Source organism: Methylomonas koyamae, assembly GCF_006483455.1.
Taxonomy (GTDB): Bacteria; Pseudomonadota; Gammaproteobacteria; order Methylococcales; family Methylomonadaceae; genus Methylomonas; species Methylomonas koyamae_B.
Genome location: NZ_PPPU01000012.1, coordinates 109,480 through 135,814 on the forward strand (window position 1 = coordinate 109,480; position 26,335 = coordinate 135,814).

28 protein-coding genes are annotated in these 26,335 nt (G+C 58.6%); 18 read left to right on the top strand and 10 right to left on the bottom strand.

The features are described from left to right. The 10 genes from nifM (at position 1) to C2U68_RS06525 (ending at position 8,758) form a co-directional block, all read left to right on the top strand. Entirely contained in the window at positions 1–861 is an 861-nt protein-coding gene (gene nifM / locus C2U68_RS06475) for a nitrogen fixation protein NifM (protein ID WP_140911700.1), read from the top strand. A 1-nt stretch (position 862) separates the two neighbouring features. Then, a complete protein-coding gene (gene clpX, locus C2U68_RS06480) occupies positions 863–2,164 on the top strand; it encodes an ATP-dependent Clp protease ATP-binding subunit ClpX (protein WP_140911701.1) in 1,302 nt (433 codons plus the stop codon). A 300-nt stretch (positions 2,165–2,464) separates the two neighbouring features. Further along, complete coding sequence (locus tag C2U68_RS06490) at positions 2,465–2,827, top strand: hypothetical protein (protein ID WP_186289515.1); 363 nt, start codon at positions 2,465–2,467, stop codon at positions 2,825–2,827. A gap of 36 nt (positions 2,828–2,863) precedes the next feature. Continuing rightward, positions 2,864–3,481, top strand: coding sequence for a Grx4 family monothiol glutaredoxin (gene grxD / locus C2U68_RS06495; RefSeq protein ID WP_140911702.1), 618 nt, complete (start codon positions 2,864–2,866; stop codon positions 3,479–3,481). 26 nt (positions 3,482–3,507) lie between these two features. Further along, positions 3,508–4,038, top strand: coding sequence for a flavodoxin (locus tag C2U68_RS06500; RefSeq protein ID WP_140911703.1), 531 nt, complete (start codon positions 3,508–3,510; stop codon positions 4,036–4,038). 12 nt (positions 4,039–4,050) lie between these two features. Continuing rightward, positions 4,051–4,494 (top strand): SoxR reducing system RseC family protein, encoded by a 444-nt coding sequence (locus tag C2U68_RS06505; RefSeq protein ID WP_140911704.1) that lies wholly within the window; start codon positions 4,051–4,053, stop codon positions 4,492–4,494. 253 nt (positions 4,495–4,747) lie between these two features. Beyond that, positions 4,748–5,059, top strand: a complete 312-nt coding sequence (locus tag C2U68_RS06510) for a hypothetical protein (RefSeq protein ID WP_140911705.1) — start codon at positions 4,748–4,750, stop codon at positions 5,057–5,059. Between the two features lie 155 nt (positions 5,060–5,214). After that, positions 5,215–5,901, top strand: a complete 687-nt coding sequence (gene modB, locus C2U68_RS06515) for a molybdate ABC transporter permease subunit (protein ID WP_140911706.1) — start codon at positions 5,215–5,217, stop codon at positions 5,899–5,901. After that, positions 5,898–6,980: a molybdenum ABC transporter ATP-binding protein gene (modC, locus tag C2U68_RS06520; RefSeq protein ID WP_140911707.1), complete on the top strand. Its 1,083-nt coding sequence runs from the start codon at positions 5,898–5,900 to the stop codon at positions 6,978–6,980. Before modB ends, modC begins: the two co-directional genes overlap by 4 nt. A gap of 101 nt (positions 6,981–7,081) precedes the next feature. Then, the gene (locus C2U68_RS06525) at positions 7,082–8,758 is read left to right on the top strand and encodes an FHA domain-containing protein (RefSeq protein ID WP_140911708.1); all 1,677 of its coding nucleotides are present in this window, start codon (positions 7,082–7,084) and stop codon (positions 8,756–8,758) included. A 39-nt stretch (positions 8,759–8,797) separates the two neighbouring features. On the opposite strand, the gene C2U68_RS06530 is transcribed toward C2U68_RS06525, so the two are convergent. The 4 genes from C2U68_RS06530 to C2U68_RS06545 all read right to left on the bottom strand — a co-directional run bounded on the left by C2U68_RS06530 (position 8,798) and on the right by C2U68_RS06545 (position 13,129). Further along, positions 8,798–9,652 carry an SIR2 family protein gene (locus C2U68_RS06530; protein WP_140911709.1) on the bottom strand — a complete coding sequence of 285 codons (855 nt, stop codon included), beginning with the start codon at positions 9,650–9,652 and terminating at the stop codon, positions 8,798–8,800. Between the two features lie 234 nt (positions 9,653–9,886). Next, positions 9,887–11,854, bottom strand: coding sequence for a methyl-accepting chemotaxis protein (locus C2U68_RS06535; protein WP_140911710.1), 1,968 nt, complete (start codon positions 11,852–11,854; stop codon positions 9,887–9,889). A 66-nt stretch (positions 11,855–11,920) separates the two neighbouring features. After that, a complete protein-coding gene (locus C2U68_RS06540) occupies positions 11,921–12,196 on the bottom strand; it encodes a hypothetical protein (RefSeq protein WP_140911711.1) in 276 nt (91 codons plus the stop codon). 399 nt (positions 12,197–12,595) lie between these two features. Next, complete coding sequence (locus tag C2U68_RS06545; protein WP_140911712.1) at positions 12,596–13,129, bottom strand: hypothetical protein; 534 nt, start codon at positions 13,127–13,129, stop codon at positions 12,596–12,598. 137 nt (positions 13,130–13,266) lie between these two features. Between C2U68_RS06545 and C2U68_RS06550 the strand changes: the two genes are divergently transcribed. The 8 genes from C2U68_RS06550 to C2U68_RS06585 all read left to right on the top strand — a co-directional run bounded on the left by C2U68_RS06550 (position 13,267) and on the right by C2U68_RS06585 (position 19,761). Further along, on the top strand, positions 13,267–13,749 hold the full coding sequence (locus C2U68_RS06550) for a YajQ family cyclic di-GMP-binding protein (RefSeq protein ID WP_140911713.1): 483 nt from the start codon (positions 13,267–13,269) through the stop codon (positions 13,747–13,749). 19 nt (positions 13,750–13,768) lie between these two features. Then, on the top strand, positions 13,769–14,422 hold the full coding sequence (locus C2U68_RS06555) for a TlpA family protein disulfide reductase (RefSeq protein ID WP_260839242.1): 654 nt from the start codon (positions 13,769–13,771) through the stop codon (positions 14,420–14,422). 49 nt (positions 14,423–14,471) lie between these two features. Further along, positions 14,472–15,977 (top strand): helicase HerA-like domain-containing protein, encoded by a 1,506-nt coding sequence (locus tag C2U68_RS06560; RefSeq protein WP_140911715.1) that lies wholly within the window; start codon positions 14,472–14,474, stop codon positions 15,975–15,977. A gap of 80 nt (positions 15,978–16,057) precedes the next feature. Next, positions 16,058–16,432: a VOC family protein gene (locus C2U68_RS06565; RefSeq protein WP_140911716.1), complete on the top strand. Its 375-nt coding sequence runs from the start codon at positions 16,058–16,060 to the stop codon at positions 16,430–16,432. Between the two features lie 18 nt (positions 16,433–16,450). Next, the gene (locus C2U68_RS06570) at positions 16,451–17,137 is read left to right on the top strand and encodes a helix-turn-helix transcriptional regulator (RefSeq protein WP_140911717.1); all 687 of its coding nucleotides are present in this window, start codon (positions 16,451–16,453) and stop codon (positions 17,135–17,137) included. Between the two features lie 115 nt (positions 17,138–17,252). Continuing rightward, on the top strand, positions 17,253–18,671 hold the full coding sequence (locus tag C2U68_RS06575; RefSeq protein WP_140911718.1) for a phosphomannomutase: 1,419 nt from the start codon (positions 17,253–17,255) through the stop codon (positions 18,669–18,671). Positions 18,672–18,768: 97 nt separating this feature from the next. Continuing rightward, positions 18,769–19,215, top strand: coding sequence for a hypothetical protein (locus C2U68_RS06580; RefSeq protein WP_140911719.1), 447 nt, complete (start codon positions 18,769–18,771; stop codon positions 19,213–19,215). 195 nt (positions 19,216–19,410) lie between these two features. Beyond that, a complete protein-coding gene (locus tag C2U68_RS06585; protein WP_260839243.1) occupies positions 19,411–19,761 on the top strand; it encodes a hypothetical protein in 351 nt (116 codons plus the stop codon). A 64-nt stretch (positions 19,762–19,825) separates the two neighbouring features. Here the strand turns inward: C2U68_RS06585 and kdpC are convergent, their stop codons facing one another. From kdpC to rpiA, 6 genes are all read right to left on the bottom strand, one after another. Further along, entirely contained in the window at positions 19,826–20,416 is a 591-nt protein-coding gene (gene kdpC, locus C2U68_RS06590) for a potassium-transporting ATPase subunit KdpC (protein ID WP_140911720.1), read from the bottom strand. 9 nt (positions 20,417–20,425) lie between these two features. Continuing rightward, positions 20,426–22,525 (bottom strand): potassium-transporting ATPase subunit KdpB, encoded by a 2,100-nt coding sequence (gene kdpB, locus C2U68_RS06595; RefSeq protein WP_140911721.1) that lies wholly within the window; start codon positions 22,523–22,525, stop codon positions 20,426–20,428. An 86-nt stretch (positions 22,526–22,611) separates the two neighbouring features. Continuing rightward, entirely contained in the window at positions 22,612–24,420 is a 1,809-nt protein-coding gene (gene kdpA / locus C2U68_RS06600; RefSeq protein WP_140911722.1) for a potassium-transporting ATPase subunit KdpA, read from the bottom strand. Further along, positions 24,420–24,509: a potassium-transporting ATPase subunit F gene (locus C2U68_RS06605; RefSeq protein ID WP_140911723.1), complete on the bottom strand. Its 90-nt coding sequence runs from the start codon at positions 24,507–24,509 to the stop codon at positions 24,420–24,422. The genes kdpA and C2U68_RS06605 overlap by 1 nt, the downstream gene beginning before the upstream one ends. Positions 24,510–24,941: 432 nt before the next feature. After that, positions 24,942–25,421, bottom strand: a complete 480-nt coding sequence (locus C2U68_RS06610; protein WP_140911724.1) for a peroxiredoxin — start codon at positions 25,419–25,421, stop codon at positions 24,942–24,944. Between the two features lie 233 nt (positions 25,422–25,654). After that, positions 25,655–26,332, bottom strand: a complete 678-nt coding sequence (rpiA, locus tag C2U68_RS06615; RefSeq protein WP_140911725.1) for a ribose-5-phosphate isomerase RpiA — start codon at positions 26,330–26,332, stop codon at positions 25,655–25,657. Positions 26,333–26,335 lie beyond the last annotated feature (3 nt).

The window sequence follows — 26,335 nt, forward strand, 5'->3', positions numbered from 1 at the left end:
ATGAATCAAGCTGCTGAAGTCATGATCGAACCTTACACTTTATTGCGGGCCTCTTTGAGTCTGTTCAAAAAGTCGCCGACGGAACTTGAGCAATTGCAGCTGCGCCAAGTGGAGGTGCAGGCCAAAAACGAATTCGAAATCGAGAGCAGGGTGCTGAGTTCGGCCGAAGCGGCCGGCGTCGTGGTATCCGACATCGAATTGGAACGGGCTTATCAGGAGATTCGCAGCCGCTTCGACGATGAAGAGGCTTTTTTGGCCGCGCTGGCAGCCAACCATCTGGACGTCGATCAGCTCCGGGCCGCGTTGAGCCGGCAATGCAAGGTCAATACCGTGCTGGAGCGAGTCGGGTCACGGGCGCCTAAGGTCAACGAAGTGGAAATCGGCATTTTCTACCACTCGCATCCGGAAAAGTTTCACAAGCCGGAGCAGCGTTCCGCCCGCCATATCCTGATCAGCATCAACCCGGATTATCCGGAGAATACCCGCGACAGCGCCCGCCGCCGGATCGAGGAGATTCTGGAAACGCTGAAACGCAAACCGCATAAATTCGCCGATTTGGCGCTGAAATATTCGGAGTGTCCGACCGCCATGCAGGGTGGGGAATTGGGCGCGGTGACCAAAGGTGTGCTATACCCCGAACTGGACCAAGCCCTGTTCGCTTTGAAGGAACAAGCCGTCAGCGAAGTGCTGGAATCCGAGATCGGGTTTCATGTCATCCAATGCCTGAAGATTAGCCCGGCCGAGACCATGTCCTTGAAAAAAGCCACGCCCAAGATTCAGCAGATCATGCAAGACCGTTACCGCCGCAATTGCCAGCGTACTTGGCTGGCCAGTCTACCCGCCGCCACTAGGAGAGCCTAACATGACAAAAGAACCCAAACATTGCTCGTTTTGCGGTATTGAAGCGTCGGCCTCCGTGCCGATGATTGCCGGCACCGAAGGCTATATCTGCGAGGCCTGCGTGATGCTGGCCAGCCAGGTGGTGTCGAGTTGGGGCAAGAAGAAGGAACTGGCCGACATGCAGGGGCCGTTGCCGAAGCCGGCTGAAATGAAAGCCATGCTGGATCAGTATGTGATCGGCCAGGATTTGGCCAAGGAAATCCTGTCGGTCGCGGTTTACAACCATTACAAACGTCTGAAGCACGTCGGCAATAAAACCGGCGGCTTGGGTGAGGCCGACCAAAGCGTCGAAATCGGCAAATCCAACATTCTGATGATCGGCCCGTCCGGCACCGGCAAAACCTTGCTGGCCTCGACGCTGGCCAAGATCGTCGGGGTGCCGTTCGCAGTGGCCGACGCCACGACCTTGACCCAGGCCGGCTATGTCGGCGACGACGTCGAAAACATCCTGGTGCGCCTACTGGACGTGGCCGACGGCCAGATCAGCAGGGCCGAGTGGGGTATCGTCTATATCGACGAAGTGGACAAAATCGCCCGTAGCCCGGAACAGGCCTTCGGTACTCGCGACGTGTCCGGCGAAGGCGTGCAGCAAGCCTTGCTGCGCCTGGTCGAAGGCTCGCAGGTCAAAGTGCCGACCAAGGGCCGGCGCAAAGACCACAGCGGCAGCGATTCGGTGATGGTCGATACCAGCAATATTTTGTTCATTGCCGGCGGCGCCTTTCCGGGCTTGGAAAAACATGTCGAAAAACGCCTGCAGCCGCCGAAAACCGCGATCGGTTTCCATGCCGAAGTCAGCAACCCGGACGATAAACCGAGTCTGGAACAGATGTTGAATGCGACTCAGCCGGACGATTTGAAACGCTTCGGTCTGATTCCGGAATTCATCGGCCGTTTCCCGGTGCTGGCGCCGCTGGAGCCGCTGGATGTCGATGCCTTGATCCAAGTGCTGACCGAACCGAAAAACGCCCTGGTCAAGCAATACCAACAATTGTTCGCCTTTGACGAAGTCGAGCTGGAGTTTACCCAGGACGCCCTGGTCGAAATCGCCGAAAAAGCCATCGCCCGCAACACCGGCGCCCGCGGCCTGCGCGGCATCATGGAACAAGTGCTGCGGAAAACCATGTTCGATTTGCCGTCCAGCACCAACGTTCAGCGCTGCATCGTCAATGCCGAAGTGATTCGCGGCGAGGGCGAGATCCAAACGGTGGAGCGGGATGGCGTTACTGATGCCGCGGATTTGAAGCGGTTGTCGGGTGGGGAGTGAGTTGCCATTTTTGACATTTGCTTGAGGCCTCGCTGGCGCGAGGGATCGTTTAGAAGTCGGGTTTCGGCCCGACAGCCGAGTGACTTTTCTTTGCTTGGCCAAAGAAAAGTCACCAAAAGAAAGGCCACCCGGATGCCGCTTTGATCCTGCGCTCCGCAGTGTTTATCGAGGGCCGGCAGAACGGGCTTCCCAGCCCCGCCGCCGCCGCGCCGCATCCCTGCGGCGCCCCTTCGGGCTGTACTCGATAAACACTGCGGTGCTCGGCGCGGCATACGGGAATGAGTCGGTGTTGTTGGTGCGATGAGTTTGTTTTTAAGTATGTCGGGTTTAGCTTCCGGCGGAAGCCTTGATGAAACCATTTTAAATCAAAATGTTAGGCTTCTATGGGCTCAAATCGGTTTTGAAATGCGCGTTGGGGTTTCTCCCGTTTGCCGCGCCGAGCACCGGAGCTTTTGGACGGACCAGCCCGTTAGGGGCGCCGCAGGGAAGCGGCGCGTTGCCGAAGGGGCAGGAGCCCCTTTCGGCAACCCCGTTCAAAAGCGAGGAGCGCAGGGAATAAGCGGCATCCGGGCCGCCTTTCTTTTGGATACTTTTCTTTGGCGGAGCAAAGAAAAGTATCTCGCCTTCGGGTGCGAGAACCCGATTAAAACAGCTTCGCGGTAGCGAAACCATGTTCAATATTGAATTGCGGAACCCACTATGAGCGTCAAAGAAAAAATCCTAAAACAGCTCGCCGAGAACCCGGTGATTATTTATATGAAAGGCGTGCCCAGCGCGCCGGAGTGCGGGTTTTCCGCCAAGGCGGTGGGGATACTGAACGAAACCAAGATTCCTTACGCCTACGTCAACGTGCTGCAATCGCCGTTCATCCGCGAGAAATTGCCGTCGATTTCGCGCTGGCCGACTTTTCCGCAATTGTTCGTCAAAGGCGAGCTGGTCGGCGGGGCCGATATCGTCGAGGCGATGCATAAGGACGGCAGCCTGTTGCCGTTGCTGCAAACCGCCGTTCAGCCTGCCGCCGGAGCAGAACCGAGCCAAACCATCACTCATTCCGAAGTGGAGGCGCTGATTTTGGCCGAGTATCCGGGAGCAACCATCGGTATCGAAGGCGTCGGCTGCGATTTGAGTATCAGCGTGGTCAGCGAGGCTTTCGCCGGCCAAACCATGATCAAACAACACCAGGGGGTGATGGCGACGCTGAGCGAGCCGCTGGCGAACGGCCGGCTGCATGCCGTGACCTTGAAAACCCATACCCCGGCCGAATGGGCCGCACAACAACCGGCTGCCAACCCCGGTTTGTTGCAGATTCAGCTTTAATTTTTGGATAACACGGAGTAAGCACTATGGCAAAAGTAGGCATTTTCTTTGGCACAGATACCGGTAACACCCGCAAATTCGCAAAGGCGATCGCCACTAAATTGGGCGATGTCGCGGACAAACCGGTCAACATTAATAAAGCCAGCGTCGACGATCTGTTGGCCTACGATGTGTTGATCGTCGGCTCGCCGACTTATGGCGAGGGAGAATTGCCGGGCTTGAGCGCCGGCCATGATAACGAGAGTTGGGAAGAGTTCCTGCCAACCCTGGGTGGTGCCGACTTCTCCGGTAAAACCGTCGCCCTGTACGGGCTAGGCGACCAGGAAGGTTATCCCGGCCATTTCGTCGACGCGCTGGGCTTTTTATACGACGCCTTTGCCGATGCCGGCGCCACCATCGTTGGCATGACCAGCCCGGAAGGTTACAACTTCAAAAAATCCAAGGCACTATTGGGCGATCAGTTTGTTGGTTTGGCTTTGGACGAAGACAACCAAAAGGAACTCAGCGAAGGTCGCTTGAACGCCTGGCTGGAATCGATCGCGTTGGCTTGGGCCTAGTTTGAGCTTGCCATGATCGAAGAAGCGGCCGTCGTCACCCGCATCGGCACAGACGGCCGAACCTGGATCAAAAGCCTGCAAAGCAGTGCCTGCAGCGGCTGTATGCAACAGCCGTCCTGCGGCACTGCGACGTTGGCGAAAGTCTTGCCTAAACGCGAATTTGCGGTCGATTCCGATATTGCGCTGCAAGCAGGAGACCGGGTCGTGGTTGCGATCGACGACGGCCATTTGTTGTTGACGTCTCTGGTTTTGTATTTGGCGCCGCTACTGTTCATGCTAGGCGGGGTTGGGTTGGCCCAGGCTTGGCTGCCTTCGCCGGACAACACCGAATATCTTCCCGAAATTGCCTTAATCAGCCTACTAAGTGGATTTGCGCTAATCCACCGTTGCCAGAATCTGTTATTGCTGCACCTGTGCTTCAAACCGCAAATCGTGAAAAAGCTGCCCGCCGCATGACGGCGCGGTTGTCGGATCGGCCACAATCTCCAGGTTTTGGTGTCGGCTTGTCGTAAATCTGCACTGAAATATTCCGCTAATCATTCCAGTCTCGCCGGCAAATCCGCATTAGACCTTGTGTTTCGTAAGGTTATATCCATGGCATTGATATTGCAGAGAAATCATCGAAAACCACTGGGCTTTCAAAAGGGCGACAGGCGAGTGCCAGCGCCTGCCGCCATTGTGTTTATGGCGATATCTTCGAGGTGATGAGATGAGCGAAGTTGTTCTGGTTGGTTTGATCATGGTGATCGTCGCGGCATGCGCCTTTGCACCGTTGGGTTGTTTTTTGTCGGCTTACGCCAAAGCGAAGCAGACCGACGCCGACAAGCCGTTTGCCGATAGCGGCAAGACTGCGCCGGTGGTGCCGGAAGATTCGATTCTGAGAAGGCATTTTCTCGCGCAATTGCAAAGCGAGATCGAAGCGGCTTTGTTTCCGCGGCCTACCGATTCGATGCTGCAACGCCACTACGATAGTCTGGTAGCGGCCAAGGTCGAGAGTCGGCTGCAGGCTTTGATCAAGTAACATACTGCAATCCGGCGCCGATGCCGGGAGATTGGCCAGCGATCCCGACATCGGCGCCGTTGTCGCCTTGCGCGACACCTGCCTTAACTATTTTCTGGCGTTGTTGCCTGTGATTTGGCGAGAATAAGCCCCATCCTGACTCGATTCTTTTACCAATGCCCGATTCTTCCGATTACGCCGCGCTGTGGCTGACTTTTAAGGTCGCCGGGCTTGCCACCTTACTGCTGTTGTTGGTCGGTACGCCATTGGCCTGGTGGCTGGCGCGTAGCCCTTCGCGCTGGAAGGGTGTCGTCAACAGTATCGTTGCCTTGCCTTTAGTGTTACCGCCCACCGTGCTGGGGTTTTACCTATTGATATTGATGGGGCCGGCCGGCGTCGTCGGCAAATTCACCCAGTGGCTTGGATTTGGCACGTTGCCGTTCAGCTTCGGCGGCTTGGTCACGGCATCGGTGTTGTATTCGCTGCCGTTTGTGGTGCAGCCCTTGCAGAATACCTTTGTCGCCATCGGCAGCGGACCGTTGGAAGCCGCCGCCACCGCCGGCGCCGGACCGCTGGACCGCTTTTTCTCGGTGGCGTTGCCGCTGGCCAAATCGGGGTTCCTGACCGCCGGCATACTCGGCTTCACCCATACTGTCGGCGAATTCGGCGTGGTGCTGATGGTCGGCGGCAATATTCCGGATAAAACCCGAGTGGCGTCGGTACAGATCTACAATCATGTCGAGGCCCTGGAGTACGGCCAAGCCCATTGGCTGGCCGGCGGTTTGTTGATCTTTTCGTTTCTGGTGTTGTTGGTTTTGTACAGTACTAAACATACCCAGCCTTTGAGTCAGTCCGCCAAATGAACGCGTCCGAATTGATCGCTCGTTTCCAACTCAACTACGGCGGATTCGCGTTGAATGTGGACTTGAATTTGCCGGCGGCCGGCGTGACAGTGTTCTACGGCCATTCCGGGTCGGGCAAAACCACGTTGCTGCGCTGTATCGCCGGTTTGGAGCAGGCGCCGCAGGGTTATCTGCGTGTCGGCGATACCTTGTGGCAGGACAGCGAGCGCGGCCTGTTTCTGCCGACCCACCGGCGTAACCTGGGTTATGTGTTCCAGGATGCCAATTTGTTTCCACATCTGAGCGTGCGCGGCAATCTGGATTATGCGGTCCGGCGCATGCGTTGCCGGGAAGGCAAAATTTCGCTGGAGCAGGCCATCGAATTATTGGCGATTGCGCCGTTGCTGGCGCGCATGCCGGGGCGCCTGTCCGGCGGCGAGCGGCAGCGGGTGGCGATCGCCCGCGCTTTGGCGGCCAGTCCCGACATCTTGTTGATGGACGAACCGCTGGCGGCATTGGACGAAGAACGCAAGCAGGAGTTTTTGCCCTATCTGACCGGCCTGCAGCAAAACCTGCGGATTCCGATTCTGTACGTCACCCATTCCCGGCACGAGGTCAATCGGCTGGCTGACCACTTGCTGGTGATGGCGGCCGGTAAAGCCGTGGCCTGCGGACCGCTGGCCGAGACATTGACCCGGCTGGACGGGCCGCTGGCCGCGGACCGGATGGCGGCCAGCGTCTGGCAGGGCCGGCTAGTGAGCCACGAAGCCGACTACCATCTGAGTCATGCCGAATTTGCCGGCGGCAATCTCAGTCTGCCCTACCTGGATGCCGCGCCGGGCAGCCCGGTACGGATCAGAATTTATGCGCGCGACGTCAGCATCGCGCTGCAACCGCCCCAGGCTTCCAGCATCTTGAATATATTGCCGGCCGAAGTACGCGCGGTCGCGGATCTGGGCCAGGGCCAAAGCGTTGTGCAATTGGCGGCCGGAGGCGAAATTCTGCTGTCCCACATCACCCAAAAATCGGCGGCGTTGTTGAACCTGCGACCGGGGATGCCGGTGTTTGCCCAGATCAAAGGCACCTCTATCGTCGGTTGACTCAGGATTGCGGCCGTTTTCGGCGTAGCGGGCGCTGTGTTGGCTGCAGAAATCGGCTACTCTTTGCCGAAGTTTTCGACGACGGCGGTCACGAGGTAGCGATGGAAGAGGATAAAACCGTACTGATGAATGCGAAGCCGGGGGCCGCGCAGGCCGATTTGGACCGAACTCTGCTGGTCGGCACCAGCAGGCTGGCCGTCAGTGTGTTGGATGCTTCCGGCCGCGCCGTCGCCGATTTTGCCTTTGCCAAGGATTTTCGCGTCGGCCGTTCCGCCGACAACGAGGTGGTGATCCAGGATCCGTCGGTCAGCCGGCACCATTGCGAAATCAAATTCAGCGGCGGCGCCTGGTGGCTGTTTGACCTCAACAGCAGCCACGGCGTCTATCTGGAGGGGCTGCGGGTTTCGGGCAAGCTCAAATTGGCTTTGCCGGCGACGGTCGGTTTCGGCCCGGCGGCGTTCGTTTTGAAACTCAGCGACCCCGCCGCCCAGCAAAAGCCGATATTGCCGCAACCCGGCGCCGCAGCAATCGCCCAAGTCGAGCCGCAACCGCAGCAGCATAGCCAATCCCGCCCGCAATTAACGCCCGAGCAAATCCGTAATCGGCTATTGTCCGAACAGGAGTCGGAAGACATGGGCGACTACACCCGGATGGTGCGCGGCTTCATCCGCGAGGACCGCACCGTTCGCACCAAAAGCTACAAGAAATGGATCTGGTCGCTGGCCGGATTGTTGGTGCTGGTGGCCGGTTTGGCGGTGTATCAGCGGTTTGCGCTGGACAACGCCCGGGCGCTGGCGATCAACATGTTCTACGACATCAAGACGCTGGAAGTCAGCCTGTCGCAAGCCGACATTCGGCTGGAGCAAAGCGCGGAGACCTTGGTGCAAACCCTGGCCGCGGTCAACGACGAAAAGATGCGGGTGTCGCAGGAAAGGATCAAGGAAGAGCAATTGCGAATCCAACAGGAAAAGAAACGTCTGGCGGAAGAACGTGAGCGCTTGAAGGCGATGAAAGTCAAATACCAGGCCTATCTGCAACAAATCGATTTTCTGCGGCTGAGTTTTCCGAGCGACGAGGAATACGAGCGGGAACTGGTGACGCGGGTGGCGCGCGGTTTCGGCGAAAGCGAGCTGGAGGTACCGGAAGAGTTCGTGGCCAAGGTCAAGCAGTACATCGACAGCTGGAAAAACAGTTCCCGTCTGCAATTGGCGATTCGTAACCTGGAAGCCAACCAATATGCGCCTATCGTGCTGAGCGAGCTGGAAAAGGAAGGCTTGCCGGCTTACTTTTTGTATTTGCCGCTACAGGAAAGCAATTACGACAGCAAAGCCGTCGGTCCGGAAACCCGCTTCGGCATCGCCAAGGGCGCCTGGCAGTTTCTGGCGAGCACCGGCCAGGATTACGGCTTGGCGCCGGGGCCGTTGGCTAATACCCGCGATTACGACGAGCAGGACGCCCGTTTCGATTTCAACCAGGCAACCCGCGCCGGTGCCAAGTACTTGAAGTACATCTACGGCACCCAGGCCCAGGCCTCCGGCTTGTTGGTCATGGCCAGTTACAACTATGGCCACAACAAAGTGCGCAGCATGGTGGAAAACATGCCGGACAATCCGCGCGACAAGAACTTCTGGAAATTCATCCAGCAATACGAGATACCGGCCGAGACTTACGATTACGTGTTTTACATCGTCTCCGCGGCCGTGATCGGCGAAGACCCGAAGCATTTCGGCTTCGATTTCAAACCGCCGTTGCTGGCGGCGATGCCGGTACCGGGCTAGCGCCGCCGCTCGATCCGCGCCGCCAGCGCCGATCGGCGATCAGGCGGCGACGGCCGCAGCCTGCACCGATTGGAGGAAGTCCTGGACGTCGGCGTTGATCAGTTCGAAGCCCATCCGTTCGCTGAAACGTTTTTCTTTATCGGTCGGATTTTTGCGCAAAAACCAGCCTTTCGGCTCGGTCGCACCGTAAACGATGTCGCTCATCACCATCCGCTCCGAGTCGCGGTTCAACGGTAAACCGATCAGCAGGTACTTTTTGCCTTTACGGTATTCCTTCAGAAAATCCGGAATCGCAAAGCCGCCCATCAATTCGGTAATGTAATCAACGTAATCGGCATCCGAGGCGATATAGTTGGCTTCCGGTTTCGGTGTGCCCATCGGCTTGAATAGGACCGGCAGGTTTTTGTCGACCTGCTCCTGGCTGACCTCGAAATAGCCGCTGCCGTCGTAGTGGTAAATTCTGAAACGGAACGCGGTACCGACGATGCGGGCAACGCCGACGATCAGAGTGTGTTCCTCGTCGGCGTAACTGTCCTGCAACTGGGTGTCGCGGTTGATATCGATCACGTACTTCGGCCGCCATTCCTGCAGCCAATCGTGCAGTGCGGCGCGGGTGTATTGCGCCTCGCCGTAGGTTTTATTCAGAAATTGAGTCAGAAAGTTGCGGCCGCGTTTCAATTCCTGGTTCATCGCGGCCCGCGGAAATTCGTACATCAGCTTGGGAGCCATCGGTTTGCCGCCGTTCATTGCCAGAATCAGGCTGTCGCTGTCGGCCGGCATCGGCTCCCGGGTCAGCTTGTTTTGAGCGTCGAACAAGACGCCCGGCCCCAGGTACGGGATGACTTGGTTGTCGTACAAGCCGCTTAAAATTTCGGAAAACACACTGTTGGACATGTCGCGCCCCATCAAGGATAGTAAAGGATACTGGGGGAAAGCAAAATTCAATCCAATTTTTCCGGTTTGGCGGCAGGCCTTGTCCGGCGAGGCTTTCGGCTGCCACCGGTCGGGAAGGCTAAGGCAACAACCGCATAAATTTCAGTGAATTTGTCGGACATGCGACAAATCCGGTTTCAGGAAATCGTTGTGGCCGGCAAAGCCGGTGGCGGCCGTTCGGGCCGCCGGATGCGCTCAACCGATACTGAACTGCGCAATTAAATCGCGCAAATTGCGGTTGATGCCGGTGATGGCCGATGCGCTGGCTTTGTTGTTTTGGGCTTCGCGGCTGGTTTGCCGGGCCAATTCCGCGGTCTGGTTGAAACTGGTGGCGACACGTTCGCTGGCTTGGGATTGTTGTAGCGAGGTCTCGGCGATGATTCGGCTTTGTTGCAATAGGCTGGCTACCGAGTCTTTGATGCCGGCAAAAACCTGACCGACTTGTTCGACGGCTGCGGCGGTATTTTTGGCGGCGCTTTGTTGGCCGTCCATCAAGTCCACCGTGTCGGCGGTCGCGGCATTCAGCTTCTCGACCAGGGTGCGGATTTGCCCGGCCGAAACCGCCGTTTGCGCCGCCAGCTTGCGCACTTCGTCGGCCACCACCGCGAAGCCTCGGCCGTGCTGGCCGGCCCTGGCAGCCTCGATAGCCGCATTCAAGGCCAGCAGATTGATTTGTTCGTTAAAACCTTGAATCACATCCAGCACGTTGCCGATGCCCGCCGCATCGCGTTGCAAGCGCTCCAATGCGCGGCCGGTGGCTTCGTTGCAGCGGTCCAGCGTGTCGATTTGCTCCCGGGTATGTTGCATCGTGGACAGGCCGCGGTCGATCAAATCCCGCGCCGACGCCGTCACGCTTTGCGAATGGGCGGCATGGTCGGCAACGCTGGCAAACGAACGGTGTAGTTCGGTCATCTGGCGGGCGCCGTTCTCGGTGGCGAGGCGTTGGTCGGCGATAATGGTTTCCAGGCTTGCGGCAACCTGCAGGATATTCTGGCCGTGCCGGTTTAGCTCGGACGATTCCTGGTTGATGTTGCGGATTAGCCGTTCGAAGTAATCGTGCAGTTTCAGCAGCGAATCTTTCAGCAGGTTTATCTCGGCGATCCGGCTGCTTAAGTCGACCGAGCCGCGCAGATTGCCGTTGGCCAAACGGTCGACATGGCCGCTGATATAGCCGATAACTTCGGCAAGATGGCGTTTCAGATAAATCATCAAGCCGCTGATTGCGACCAGCACGGCGGTACACAAACCGACGATTCCGTACAGTACCCGCTCGTAGGCTTGGTATTCGGCGGAAATTTCGCCGCGTAATCCGTCCAGGCGTTGCTGCAGCGCATGCATTTGCTGTTCCGCCTGGTCCTGCCCGGCTTTTTTCTGGGCGATCAACTGGCTGGCGTTGGCCAGTTCTTTGTCGTAACGCTTCGTCAGTGCGGCGATTTCGGCCACCGGTTCGGCGGCGAAATCCTCCGCCGGCCGGTCTGTTCCGGCCAGCGCCAAGCCGAAATCGGGTTCATCGGCAGCTTGCGGCTTCAATAAACCCAGCAACGGCAGGTGTTGGATGCGTTCCGTTACGGCGATGAGCTGCTGCAGATAGTGGTGCACGTTGTCCGGCGAACCGTTGCCGCGGGAAGCAAAATAACTTTGCCTAGCTCGGGACAGCGACAGCAAAGCGGTTTGCGCCTGGCTGAGCGTCACCCAGTAAAGCTGTTTGGTGTGGTTTTCGGCCGGCGCCCGCTCGGCGTAATCGAGCAAGGTTTGCAGATGGCCGGCGAGCTGTTGTTCGTTATTGATCAATAGCAGTTGCGGGTCGGCCAGCTTGCCGGCGGCGGCCAATTCGGCGATCACCGATTCCTGCACGTTGCGGAGCAGGTCCAGAAGCGGCGTTTTCAGATGGGCGGCGATTGTTGGGTTGGCTTCGAGATCGTTAACGGTCTGGCGGACGTTGTGGTCTATCGCGGTCAGCAGCGTGGCGTCGCCGGTAGACAAATAGGCAAAGATCGGCTGGCTGACCTGCAGGTAAAAGCCGTTTTGCTGTTGTCCGAAATATTCGACGGCCGAAAACGCCTGGTTTAAGTGGCGCAACGCGGAGACTACGGCAATGGTGAAACCGCTGAGCGTAAGGATTAACAGTAGGCTGACGATCTTGGTAATTCGGCTGATGTTCATGGGCGAAAATAGCAATCGGTAATTTGGAAAATACTTGGCGGTTTAACGGACAGCAGCCGGCCTAACTTAGGCGTTGAAAGGCGCTGGTTTTGCCCCTAAACAGCAATGGCTGGATAGTGCGGGTCGTTGATTTGCCCGATTTGAGCGACTCTGGTGGCGATGCTGATATTGGCCGTCGATTGTTGGCAGAGTCGGGTGACATGGGCGTTTGTCTGTGCCCTTCCGGACCTTAGGTTTGAATCGATGCGCCGGATAACGGCCGATGGAATCCCTAACGGCAAAACCGCCAATTACCGCCACAAAAATCACCGGCGAGCTGGCCTTGGTGTCGATGTCCTTCATCGTTTCTGACTCCTGGTATGGTTAAGGCGCGGTGAGTTCGCGCGGCGGATGTTAAAACGGAATTGCGACAACTTTGTTACAGATTCGGGCCGGCGCTATTTCGATGGATAAATTGCCGGCTAGCCGGCAATTTCGGCAAGAAATTCGCCATGCGGGGTCGGGGGTGGCCGCGAATTCTGGCGTGAGGGCTAGGGAAATATTGCTGCCGACTCGGAATGCCGAAAGTTCGGCGGCGGGATCAATTTGGCGGGATTGTCAGGGATTGTTTCTGATTAGATACACGGGCGGCATGCGCTGGCCGCGCCGCCCCGGTGGGGGGGCGACGACTGCCGGTTGAACCGGTTGAGCCCCGATCTCGGTCTAGTGAGCGTTACTGCGAAATTGTTGTCGGATTTTCTGTTAATGCCAACCGCCGTACTGGGTGGTCGGGTCGCCGCGGAAACCGGAGGTGGTTTTGTTGGCGTCGGGCACGTGCGCGGTTTCTTCCGCCGCTCTGACCATGTTGCCATGGCTGTAGCCGCCCATGGCCTTGGCCTGTTTGGCTATGGCGGTCGTGGTCGGGTTGATGTCGTATTTGCCGGAGTCGGGATGGATGATGACGCTGACCAGTTCGTCGGCGCCCGAGCCGTAACTCAAGATCAGCGGCAGCGGCGTATTGGCCGGCACTGGTATCTCGAACCGCGGGCTGTTGTTCAATTCGGTGCTGGCGATCAATTTGCCGGCTTCGGAGCGCAACTTGACTTCGCCGGATTTGATCGGACCGCTGTTGTTGCTGACCGCACCGGTCAGGCTGGCCGCCCGTAAATGTTGGGCGCCGGCCGGCTTGGCGACGATGGTCTTGGGTTGCTCCTGGCCGCAGCCGGCCAGCAAAGCGCCGCTCAACAGCGCCAGCGCCGCGACCGGAAAAATCAGGTGTTTGGGGTGTGTTTTCATGGGGTTCTCCTCCGTTGCCGGCTAAAGATACCCGTTTCGCCGATGGCCGACAAGGCCGCGCCCTTGCTCAGATTGCAGTTGAATAATGCCGGTAACGCCGTTATATTGCCTGGCTTTTATACTTGTAAATCAATGCCATGCCATCATTCGACATCGTTTCCGAACTCGATAGCCACGAAGTGACCAACGCCGTGGACCAAGCCAACAAGGAAGTCTCGACCCGTTTCGACTTCAAGGGCTCCAATGCCAATTTCGAACAGACCGACGACGGCATTATGATGAAAGCCGAATCGACCTTCCAATTGCAGCAAATGCTGCCGATTCTGTATGCCAAGATGAGCAAGCGCGGCATCGACATTTCGGCGCTGGAGAGCGGAAAAATCACCGATACCGGCAAGACCGCCAGCCAGATCATTGCCTTGAAGCAAGGCATCGGCAGCGATCTGGCGAAGAAAATCGTCAAACTGATCAAAGATAAAAAAATGAAAGTGCAGGCCGCGATCAACGGCGACAAGGTGCGCGTGACCGGCAAGAAAAGGGACGATCTGCAGGAAGTGATCCAGATGCTGCGCACTGAGGATCTGGAACAACCGCTGCAATTCAACAATTTCCGGGATTGATCCCGGCCGGCAGACCCTGGTGGAAGCGCGCATCGGCCATCCGGCACCGCCGCTGGCAATCGGCGAATGGCTGCAGGGCCGGCCGACGCCACTGGCCGATCTAGCCGGACGCGTGGTGCTGGTGGCGGTATTCCAGGTCAATTGCCCCGGCTGCTTTTTGCATTGCCTGCCGCGGGCCGAGGATTTGCATTGGCGCTACCAGGACTATGGCTTGACCGTGTTGGGCCTGGCCACCGCGTTCGAGGATTTCGACAAAAACACGGTCGGCAATTTACGTTTGTTGCTGGACAGCGGCCGCGTGATCGGCGAAACCGAAAAACTGTTGCAGCAGCATGCGCTTCTCAAAGGCGAGCGGCTGCCGTATTCCTTGAGTTTTCCGGTGGCGATGGACTGGCTGGTGCCGCAATCGGCGGATAATCTCGAAGTCGAGATCGACGCATTCGTCGCCCGACAATTGCCGGATTTCGAGAGTCGCCCGCCGACGGAACGCCAAGTCATCCGCGCCCGGCTGCGGGCCTATTTCGCGCAACGGCCGTTCCGTCCGGAAACCTTCGAGCGCTATCGGCTGCAAGGCACGCCGTCGTATCTGTTGATCGATAGGACCGGCATCCTGCGTGCCAGCCGCTTCGGCGCCTACGACGAGCTGGAAACCGATCTGATCGGCCTGCTCTAAAACTCGCCGGCGTTGGCCGGCTTTTTCCAACCCCCCAAGGATATTTTCGATGACCGAACCGCTGCTGATCGCCAAATCCGCCACCGCCGAGTTGCACTTGTTGCCGGCCATGGCCAATCGCCACGGCTTGATTGCCGGCGCCACCGGCACCGGCAAGACCATTACCTTGCAAACGCTGGCCGAGGCTTTTTCCGAGATCGGCGTGCCGGTATTCATGGCCGACGTCAAAGGCGATCTGTCCGGGTTGAGCCGGCCGGGTGGCGGCAACGCCAAAGTCGACGCGCGTCTGGCCGAATTGGGCCTGCCGGAACTGCAACCGGCGGCCGCACCGGTGTTGTTTTGGGACGTGTTCGGCGCCAAAGGCCATCCGTTGCGTTCGACCGTGTCGGAGATGGGGCCGCTGCTGCTGGCGCGAATGTTGGATTTGAACGAAGTGCAGAGCGGGGTGTTGACCGCCGCCTTCAAAATCGCCGACGACAACGGCTGGCTGCTGCTGGATTTGAAAGACCTGAAAACAATGTTGCAGTACGCCTCTGAACATGCGTCCGAGCTGGCCGGAGAGTACGGCAGTATCTCGGCGGCCAGCGTCGGTGCGATTCAGCGCGGCTTGCTGCAACTGGAACACGAAGGCGGCGAAAAACTGTTCGGCGAGCCGGCGCTGGATTTCAACGATCTGCTGCAAACCGAAGGCGGCCGCGGCGTAATCAACATCCTGGCCGCCGATACCCTGTATAACTCGCCGCGGGTTTACGCCACCTTGTTGCTGTGGCTGCTGTCGGAGTTGTTCGAAAACCTGCCGGAAGCCGGCGATCTGGACAAGCCGAAGCTAGTGTTCTTCTTCGACGAGGCGCATTTGCTGTTCAACGACGCCCCGGCTGCGCTGTTGCAAAAAATCGAACAGGTGGTGCGATTGATCCGTTCCAAAGGCGTCGGCGTCTATTTCGTCAGCCAAAATCCGCTGGATATTCCGGACGTGATTCTGGGCCAGCTTGGCAACCGGGTGCAGCATGCGTTGCGGGCCTTCACGCCGCGCGACCAAAAGGCGGTGAAAGCCGCTGCCGAAACCTTCAGAACTAACCCCAAGTTGGACGTCACCGCGGCAATCGGCGAACTGGGCGTCGGCGAGGCGTTGGTATCGTTTCTGGAAGCCAAAGGGACGCCGGCCATTGTCGAGCGGGCCCTGATCAAACCGCCGCGCTCGCGGATCGGGCCGGCCAGCGACGCCGAGCGGCGGGAGACGATAGCCAGCTCGGTGATCGCCGGCCATTACGAAAAACAAGTCGACAGGGAATCGGCTTACGAGATTCTGAAAGGCCGCGCCGAGCAAGCCGGGCCGGCCGGAAGTGGCGATACCGGCGGCAGCGGTTTCGATTGGGGCGAGGTGTTGATGGGCGGCGGGGCCAGTAAATCGACTTCCCGCCGCGGCCGACGAAGTTCGGCCGAAACCGTGCTGGAGGCTGCAGCCAAAAGCGCGGCGCGCAGCATCGGCCAGGAAGTCGGCAAGCAAATCATTCGCGGCGTTTTAGGTTCTTTGTTGGGCGGGCGCCGCCGCTAGCGGCAAACATTGCTGACACCACGCTGTCAGGAGGGCTGTTTTAGGATGGCGGCTCTTTTAAACCAATGGAGGAATCCACCATGAATCAAAATATCGCAACCTGGTTCGAATTGCCTGCAACCGACCTCGGCCGCGCCCAGGATTTTTACCGTAGCGTCTTGGATACCAGTTTCAAGCTGGAGGACATGAGCGACATGCAATTGGCGATTTTCGAAGCCGAAGACGGCGCGGTCAGCGGCATGTTGGTGAAAAGTGAGCACTATCAACCCTCGGCAACCGGAGCCGTGGTGTATTTCAACGGCGGTGAAGATCTGAGCCAACCTTTGGCTAAAGTCGAAGCCGCCGGCGGCAAGGTCTTGATGCCGAAAACGCCGATCCACGACGGCGAATGCGGTTACTTCGCGCTGGTGCTGGACAGCGAGGGCAATCGAGTCGGCCTGTACTCACCGGCATAATCCGAAGCGGCAGCCGCGATGCGCAGAGCCGACCGTCTGTTTCAGATCGTGCAGATTCTGCGCAATCGGCGGCTGGTCACGGCCAAGGCCCTTGCCGAGCGGCTGGAAGTGTCGGAGCGCACTATTTACCGCGACATCCAGGTGTTGAGCCTGTCCGGGATTCCGATCGAAGGCGAAGCCGGCGTCGGTTATGCCTTGCGCCACAGCCTGGATATTCCGCCGTTGATGTTCAGTGCTGCCGAACTGGAGGCGCTGGTGGTCGGCGCCCGCATGGTCAAAACCTGGGCCGGTACCGAGCTGGGTCGGTCGGCGCAGTCGGTGTTGGACAAGGTCACGGCGGTGGTGCCGGCCGAATTGCGCGACCGTTTGGACCGTTCCAAATTGTTCGCGCTGCGCTTCTCGCCGCGCGAAGATTTGGACGTCACGATGGACATTTGCCGCCAAGCCTTGGACGCCAAGCGCGTGCTGCATCTGGATTACCGCCGCGGCGACGGCGAATTCAGTCAGCGCCGGATCCGGCCGCTGGGGCTGTATTTCTGGGGCAACGTCTGGACCCTGGTCGGCTGGTGCGAGTTGCGCGGCGATTTTCGCAACTTCCGCTTGGACCGCATCGAGCGCGCGCTGGTGCTGGACGAAGCCTTCAGCGAAGACCCCGGCCAGACTTTACAAGACTTTATCCGCAGCATGCATTGCACACCGCAATGATTTTGTAGCCGACGGCAAGAATCGGTTTGCCGAATTCCGGCTTTTATCTATCATGGCAGATTAAGCGGTCGGTGCGGCCGCCATTTTCCTCACCGTTTCAACCATTATCCCTACCATGACGACAATCAATATCCAACAAATGATGGCCGACAGCGGCGTTGCGTTCGGCACCAGCGGCGCGCGCGGCCTGGTCAGCCAGATGAGCGGCGAGGTCTGTGCCGCTTACACCTTGGCGTTCATTCAAGGCTTGAATCTCGCCCGCCGCGGCCAGCGTATTGCCTTGGGCATGGATCTGCGGCCGTCCAGCCCGGAGATTGCCCAAGCCTGCGTCGCCGGCATCCGCCAGTCCGGTTGCGAGGTGGATTTTTGCGGGGTGTTGCCGACCCCGGCGCTGGCCTTGTATGCGTTGGCGGAAGGCATTCCGGCGATCATGGTCACCGGCAGCCATATTCCGTTCGACCGCAACGGCATCAAGTTTTATCGGGCCGACGGCGAAATTAGCAAGGCCGACGAGGCGGCGATGACCGGTGCGACGGTCGAAGTGGAAGCGGTGGCTGCCGAATTACCGGCCGTCAATCCGGCGGCATTGGACCAGTATCGGCAGCGCTACACCAAACTGTTTGCTAGAGATTTGCTGGCCGGCTGGCGGGTGGGAGTTTACGAACATTCCAGCGCCGCCCGCGATGTGTTGAAAGAGGTGCTGGCCGAACTGGGCGCCGAGGTGATCGGTTTGGAGCGTACCGATACCTTCGTGCCGATCGATACCGAAGCGGTCGGCGAGGCGGACAGGCAGCGCGGTCGTAACTGGGCCGCCGAACATAAACTGGATGCATTGATCTCCACCGACGGCGATGGCGACCGGCCGTTGATCGGCGATGAGCATGGCGAATGGTTGCGCGGCGACATCGTCGGCTTGCTGTGCGCCAAATTCCTGGGCGCCGATACTGTGGTCACACCGGTCAGTTGCAATACCGCGATCGAAGCGTCGGGCTGGTTCAAGCAAGTGATACGCACCCGGATCGGTTCGCCGTACGTGATTGCCGGTATGGAACTGGTCGGTACGGGTGGAGTGGCCGGTTTCGAGGCCAACGGTGGCTTTTTGGCCGGCAACGGTCTGAGCGTCGACGCTAAACCCCTGGCCGCGTTGCCGACTCGCGATTCGCTGCTGCCGGCGTTGGCGTTATTGGCGATGGCGCGTGGGCAGGGCGTCAAATTGTCCGGCCTGCTGCAAGGTTTGCCGCAACGTTTTACCGCCAGCGACCGGATTCAGGAGTTTCCGGCGGCCAACAGCCGAGCGTTACTGGACCGCTTGCAAGCCGACGACACCGCCTATCGCGGCCTGTGGGGCGATAGCTTGGGTGCGCCGGTAAACAGCGATACCACCGATGGCCTGCGCCTGACCTTCGCCAGCGGCGACATCGTCCATTTGCGGCCTTCCGGCAATGCCCCGGAACTGCGTTGTTATGCCGAGGCTGGCGATGCCGAGCGGGCGCAAAGTCTGGTGGCGGAAACCTTGCGGCGGATTGCCGGCTGAATCCCGGTCTATCGTCAATATCGCCTCGGTTAATTTGTGGTTAAGTTTCCATGGGATATCGTAGACCCGCGATAACACATAACACCAAGGAGACAACATGCAAAACAAAGCTATTTTAATCGGGTCGTTGCTATTGGCATCATCTGCGGCCTGCGCCGAAACCGGCGTTCTGGAAGGCGTGGCGAAACAGGCGGCAAAAGATACTGCGGCCGCGGTAGCGCCGGGCGCAGTGCAACGGGCGGAGCAGGCCAGCCAAGCCTTGGAGCAGGCTCAGCAAGTCAAACAAGGTGTCGAAAATGCGCCCGGTGCATTGAAAAACCAGGCCCAGGAAGCGGTGAAAGACGCGGCGCAGCAAAAGCTGGAGCAAGCGGTGCCGGCCGAAGTCAAACAGGGCGCGGAAACCGTTAAAGCCGGCAAGGAAGCCGCCGCGAATCTGAAAGGCAAAGCCGATTCCGCACCCAAATCCGCCGGCGAAGCGGTCAAAGCTGCCAAAGGCAAGGCCAAGCAAAAAGCCGCCGCCAAAGCGCTGGATTTGCTGAATTAAGTCCGGTAAACGGGCGGCGGCCGTGCCGCCGCCCGCCATTTGCCAAAATTCCGGTCGGTCTCAAGCGGCTGGCCCATCCGGGTTGGCTCGGTCCGGACAAGGGCGCCGGGTGCCGCTTTCCCATCTGAGCCGATTCGATACCGAACGTCGGCCAATTGGCTATCATTAGCGCTCTTTCCTCAGAACCTCCGCAACATGCTTAATACCGCCCAACTCAAAGCTTTGTCGGTTTTTGCGATATTCGCGATTATCGGTTTCGGCCCGATTTCTCCCGGTTGTTTGATCGGCATGTATGTCGTGGTCAAGCGTCCAGATTGGTTCCACCGCTTGGTGCGCGGTATCTTCGATTATCCCGACGATGCCGATTTTGTGAGCGCTGCCGAAACCCGCGCGGCCCGCATCAAAAGCTTTGCCTGTCTGTTCGTGCTGTTTCTAGTCGATATCGTGCCGTTGCCGGTCACGCCGGTGGTCGCCTTTGCGATTATCCTGGGCCGGCCGAGTTGGTTCTATCGGCTGGTCAGTCGGGTCTACGGGCAATCGGCCTGATACGGACCGGTGTTGGATCGAGCAATTGCCAACTTTCCCCATTATCCACGCCGAATCGGGCAAGCTAATTCGGAGCAGGAAAACTAACGGCATCCAACGCCAGATTCAATTGCAACACGTTGACCCTGGGTTCGCCCAACACGCCCCATTGCCGGCCTTCGGTATTGGCTTCGATTAATTCCCGAACTTTGGCTTCCTCGATTTTTCGGAACCTAGCAACGCGTTTGACTTGGTATTCCGCCGCCGCCGGACTGATATGCGGGTCCAATCCGCTGCCGGAAGCAGTGACCAGATCGACCGGTACGGGCGCTTGATTGTCGGGATCGGCTTGTTTTAGAGCCTGGATGCGGGCGGCAACGGCTTCGCTCAGTTCCGGATTAGTCGGCCCCAGGTTGGAACCGCTGGAGGCGGCGGCGTTGTAAGGGTAGGGCGCAGTGGCCGACGGTCGGCTCCAAAAATAGTTCGGGTCGCTGAAGCTTTGCCCGATCAAGCGAGAGCCGATCACCTCGCCATTGGCCGTTTTAATCAGACTGCCATTGGCTTGCTCGGCAAATACGGTTTGGGCGACCAGGGTCACCAAGGCCGGATAGACGGCGCCGGTGGCCAGGGTCAATAACAGCAGCATCACCGCTGCGGGTCTTAAATAACTGGACATTTTTGCTCCTTACACCCAATTCATCGCAACCAAAAATAAATCGATCGCCTTGATGCCGATGAACGGCACGATCAAGCCGCCGACGCCGTAGACCAACAAGTTGTTGTGCAGCAATTGCTCGGCGCCGACCGGGCGGTATTTGATGCCTTTCAAGGCCAGCGGGATCAGGGCGATGATGATCAAGGCATTGAAAATCACCGCCGACAGAATCGCACTGGCCGGCGTCGCCAGCTGCATCACGTTCAATACGTTTAACACCGGATAGGTGGTCGCAAACGCGGCCGGAATGATCGCAAAATACTTGGCGACGTCGTTGGCGATGCTGAAGGTGGTCAGCGCGCCGCGCGTCATCAGCATCTGCTTGCCGGTTTCGACGATTTCGATCAGCTTGGTCGGATTGGAATCCAGATCGACCATGTTGCCGGCTTCCTTGGCGGCCTGGGTGCCGCTGTTCATCGCCACCGCCACGTCGGCTTGCGCCAGGGCCGGCGCGTCGTTGGTGCCGTCGCCGGTCATCGCCACCAGGCGGCCGTCGGCTTGGTGTTGGCGGATCAGGGCCAACTTGGCCTCCGGAGTGGCTTCGGCCAGAAAATCGTCGACGCCGGCTTCGGCGGCAATCGCCGCTGCTGTCAGTCGGTTGTCGCCGGTAATCATAATGGTCTTGATGCCCATTTGCCGTAGTTCGATGAAGCGCTCCTTGATGCCGCCCTTGACGATATCTTTCAGCTCGATCACACCCAGAGCCTTGTCGCCTTCCGCGACCACCAGCGGCGTACTGCCGCGGCGAGCCACGTCGTCGACCAGGGTTTTCAGTTCGGCCGGCCATTTGCCGCCTTGGGTTTCGATGTGCTGGCGGATGGAGTCGGCCGCACCCTTGCGGATTTGTCGGCACGGCTCGGCCGGTTTGTTGGGGTCGCCCGGCAAATTCACGCCGCTCATCCGGGTTTGGGCGCTGAAATGGACGAAGGTGGCGCCCAGAGAATGGATGTCGCGTTCGCGCAGCCCGTATTTTTGTTTGGCCAAGACTACGACGCTGCGGCCTTCCGGGGTTTCGTCAGCCAGAGATGCCAACTGAGCGGCGTCGGCTAACGATTTGTCGGAGACACCTTTGACCGGGAAAAAGCCCGAGGCTTGGCGGTTGCCTAAGGTAATGGTGCCGGTTTTGTCCAGCAGCAGCACATCGACGTCGCCGGCGGCTTCGACCGCACGGCCTGAAGTGGCGATGACGTTTTTCTGCATCATCCGGCCGATGCCGGCCACGCCGATAGCCGATAGCAAGCCGCCGATGGTGGTCGGGATCAGGCAGACCAGCAAGGCCACCAATACCGTGACGCTAATCGGACTGCCGCTACCGGCGGTTTCCACGCTGTAAATGGAAAACGGTAGCAAGCTGACGACCGCCATTAAAAACACCAGCGTCAACGCCACCAACAAAATGGTCAGGGCGATTTCGTTCGGGGTTTTCTGGCGCTTGGCCCCTTCCACCATGCCGATCATCCGATCCAGAAAGCTTTCGCCGGGGTTGGTGGAAATACGCACCACCAGCCAGTCGGACAACACCCGCGTACCGCCGGTTACCGAACTGAAGTCGCCGCCGGACTCGCGGATCACCGGTGCCGATTCGCCGGTAATCGCGCTTTCGTCGACCGAGGCCACACCTTCGATGACGTCGCCGTCGCCGGGTACAAAGTCGCCGGCTTCGATCAGCACCACGTCGCCTTTGCGCAAACTGGAGCCGGCGACTTTGCTGTAGTTGCTGCCGTATTTCGCTTCATCCAGCTTTTTAGCGGCGATGTCGCGCTTGGCGCTACGCAGAAAGGCGGCTTGGGCCTTGCTGCGGCCTTCGGCGACGGCTTCGGCGAAATTGGCGAACAGCACGGTAAACCACAGCCATAACGTAATCGCCAGAATGAAACCGGCCGGTTCCTCGCTGCCGCCGTTCCAGGCTTGCAGCCACAATACGGTTGTCAGGATGCTGCCGAGATAAACCACGAACATCACCGGATTTTGCCATTGCCGGCTTGGCGTCAGTTTGGCAAAAGCACCGATAATCGCTTGTTGCAGGATTTGCGGGTCCATCAAGGACGTTGAAACGGGTTTGCTGGTCATAGTGTTACCTCTATCAATGCTCTGTAGGCCGGAATAAAGCGGTTCGAGCGGTAGCGAAAACCGCTGTTTCCGGCGCATGGCTGAATTTAATGGTGACCGAGCATTTGCAACTGCTCGACGATAGGGCCCAAAGCCAGTGCCGGCACGAAAGTCAGCGCGCCGACCATCAGCACGGTGACGATCAGCAACACCGCAAACAAAGGTGTATGCGTCGGCAACGTGCCGGGACCGACCGGTACCGTCTTTTTGGCCGCCAAGGAACCGGCAATCGCCAGCACCGGAACCATCAGCCAATAGCGGGAGAACAACATCGCCAGGCCCAGCCAGACGTTATAAAACGGCACGTTGGCCGACAAGCCGCCAAAGGCGCTGCCGTTGTTGTTGCCGGCCGATGACCAGGCGTACAGCACTTCGCTGAAGCCGTGGGCACCGGGATTGAAGATCGAGGCCTTGCCGGCGTCCAGCATCAGACTTAGTGCCGTGCCGCCCAGTACCATCAAGGGCGGGATCAAGATGACGATGGCGGCCATTTTCATCTCGAAGGCTTCGATCTTTTTGCCGAGATACTCGGGGGTGCGGCCTATCATCAAGCCGGCGATGAACACGGCGACGATGGCAAACACGATCATGCCGTACAAGCCGGAGCCGACGCCGCCGAAAATGACTTCGCCGAGTTGCATCAGCCACATCGGCGCCAAACCGCCGAGCGGCGTATAGGAGTCGTGCATCGAGTTGACCGAGCCGTTGGACGCGGCGGTGGTCGCTATCGCCCACAATCCGGAATTGACGATGCCGAAGCGGGTTTCCTTGCCTTCCATATTGCCGCCGGCTTGCCGTTCGGAAACGCTTTGATCGACACCCAATCCCGTCAAGGCCGGATTGCCGCTTTGTTCGGCCGGTACTGTGACAAAGATCAACGCGACGAACACCAAGGTCATCGCCGCCAGAATCGCCCAGCCCTGGCGGGTGTCGCCGACCATGACGCCGAAGCTGTAACACAGGGCCGCCGGAAGCAACAGAATCGCCAGCATTTCCAGGAAATTGGAGAGCGGTGTCGGGTTTTCGTAAGGATGGGCGGAGTTGACGTTGAAGAAGCCGCCGCCGTTGGTGCCCAGTTGCTTGATGGCGATTTGCGAGGCGGCCGGGCCTAAGGCCAGGGTTTGTTGTCGAGTCTGCACGGTTTCTCTGGCCGGTTTGCCTTCGGCATCGACCATGGCTGTGCCATCCGCATCCAGCTTCGGCGCCGAGTAGCTGACGGCTTGCAGCGTATTCAGGGTCTGATACGGGTTGAAGGTTTGCACCACGCCCTGGCCGACCAGGACCAGGGCCAACACGAACGACAACGGTAGCAGGATATACAAGGTGCTGCGGGTCATATCGACCCAGAAATTGCCGATGCCCTGGGCATTGCGGCGAGTGAAGCCGCGAATCAACGCGACCAGTACCGCCATGCCGCTGGCCGCCGACAGGAAGTTTTGTACGCTCAGTCCCAACATTTGCGTCAGATAGCTCATGGTGCTTTCCCCGCCGTAGCCTTGCCAATTGGTATTGGTGGCAAAGCTGACTGCGGTATTGAAAGCCGAATCCGGCGTCACTGCCGACAAGGCTTGCGGATTCAATGGCAGCACGTCTTGAAAACGCTGCAACAAATAGACGGCCAGCAAGCCGAACAGATTGAAGGCCAGCACCGCCCAGGCATACTGCTGCCAGCGCATGTCTTGCTCGGGATCGACCCCGCTTAGACGGTAACACAGCCGCTCGACGCCGGCGAACCAGCGGTTCAAGCCCACCGACTCGTCTTGGTAAACCCGCGCCATATAACTGCCCAGCGGTTTGGCCAGTGCAATCAGCGCGATCAGATAAATGGCGATTTGCAAAAAACCTGGTCCGTTCATCAGAATTTCTCCGGGTAAAACAGCGCGACCAACAGATAGACGAACACGGCCAACGCCAGCCCGCCGCTTAACAGATAAATCCAGCTCATACTTGCCCCCTCAGTGCATCGCAGCCCGCCACTAACAAGACAGTGGCGGCAAAGAAGGTCGCCGCTACCAGTAAATACAGGATGTCCATCGTTACCTCCACTCTTTAAGCCGGCTTTGCAGCCGTGATCGATTGCGTAGCGATAGGGTAAAGATAGGCCGGTAAAAATGTCGTAAAAAAGACGTAAGCCGGGATAAAGGAAATATAAGGATTTTGTATCTCGCCGCGGTAGCGGAATTCGAGTGGCGGATGTTATGCGGCTCTGCTATTGGAGCTCAGTGCGCGCGGCCGAATTCGAGGCCGCCAAGGTCGGAGGGTGATCAGAGGGATTTGAACGGGGGAGCAGGCTATCGGCCGGGCGGCGGCCGACAGCTTGAACATTAAAAAACGGGAACCGGGTTCCGGCGCATGCCGCAACCCGGGGAAAGCCGGGTTATGCCGCCGCCAGACCTTTGACGATATCCAGCACCGCTTGGGCGTGGCCTTCGTGGCTGACGCCGTACATGGCTTCCACCAGCTTGCCGTCTTTATCGATAATGAAAGTGGAGCGAACGATTTTCCATTTTTTGACGCCGTCCTTTTCCACTTCCTGCCAAGTGCCGTAACTGTCGCACAAGGTGCCGTCGGTGTCGGCCAGCAGTTGTACGTTCAGGCCGTATTTGGCGATGAAGGCGCGGTGACTTTCGCAATCGTCTTTGCTGACGCCGATCACGACGGTATCCAGCGCCGCGAATTCGTCGGCCAGGCCGGTAAAGTCGTTGGCTTCTATGGTGCAGCCCGGCGTGTCGTCTTTCGGATAGAAATACAGCACGATGTTCTTTTCGCCCTGATAGTCGGCCAGATAAACCGGTTTATTGTGTTGGTTGACGGCGCGGAAGAAGGGCGCTTCCTGGTTTTTTTCTAATTGTGACATGCGATTCTCCTCTCGATTTCGGCCTGTAGGAACCGGAGCCAAGTCCGGGTGGCGCTGCGTTGGCGGGCGCCGGGTTTTCAAGACCAACGGTCGTTGAAATTGGGAGCGGTTTTTGGTTGAAACCGCAATTGGCCGATTATGAACCAAGTTTTCAGGCCCTATCTACCCCAAAAGCAGTGGGGCAAAGTCGGCTCCGGCTAAGGGCTCTGGTAAGGGAGAAATTCGCCGCTCGGTTAAGCCCACTGCTCATCGATTTTACCGTCGTGGCCGCAAAACACCGCGCGGGTCAGGCCGCTGAAAATGCCGTGTTCGACGATGCCGGGGATGGCGTTCAGGCGTTCGTTCAGGGTTTTGCCGTCCAGATTGGGTTCGAAAGCCACATCCAATACCAGACTACCGTGCGATGTCACCACCAGGCCGTCCTGGTTCGGGGTCTGCCGCAAGTTGCCGTGGCCGCCGATCGCAGCGACGCTGCGTTGCACCAAACGCCAGGCGAACGGGCTGACTTCGATCGGAATCGGGAAGTTTTCGCCGATCCGTTTTACCCGTTTGCTGGCGTCGATCAACACTAAAAACGAGTCGGCGGCTTTGGCCAGCAATTTTTCCCGTACCAGATCGTAGCCGCGGCCTTTCAACAGCGTCAGGTCCGGCGCGACTTCATCGGCGCCGTCGACGTATAAATCCAGCCCATCGATATGTTCCATGCCCAGTAATGACAGACCTAGCTGTTTGGCCTTATTGGCGCTGACCACCGAGCTGGACACGACTTTGACTTTCAAGCCTTCTTCGTTCTGTCGGCGCGCCAGTTCTTCGATGAAAAAATTGGCGGTGGAGCCGGTGCCGAGGCCGACGATCATGCCGTTTTGCACTTGCTGAGCCGCGTAGTGGGCGACGCGTTGTTTATCGTTCATGGT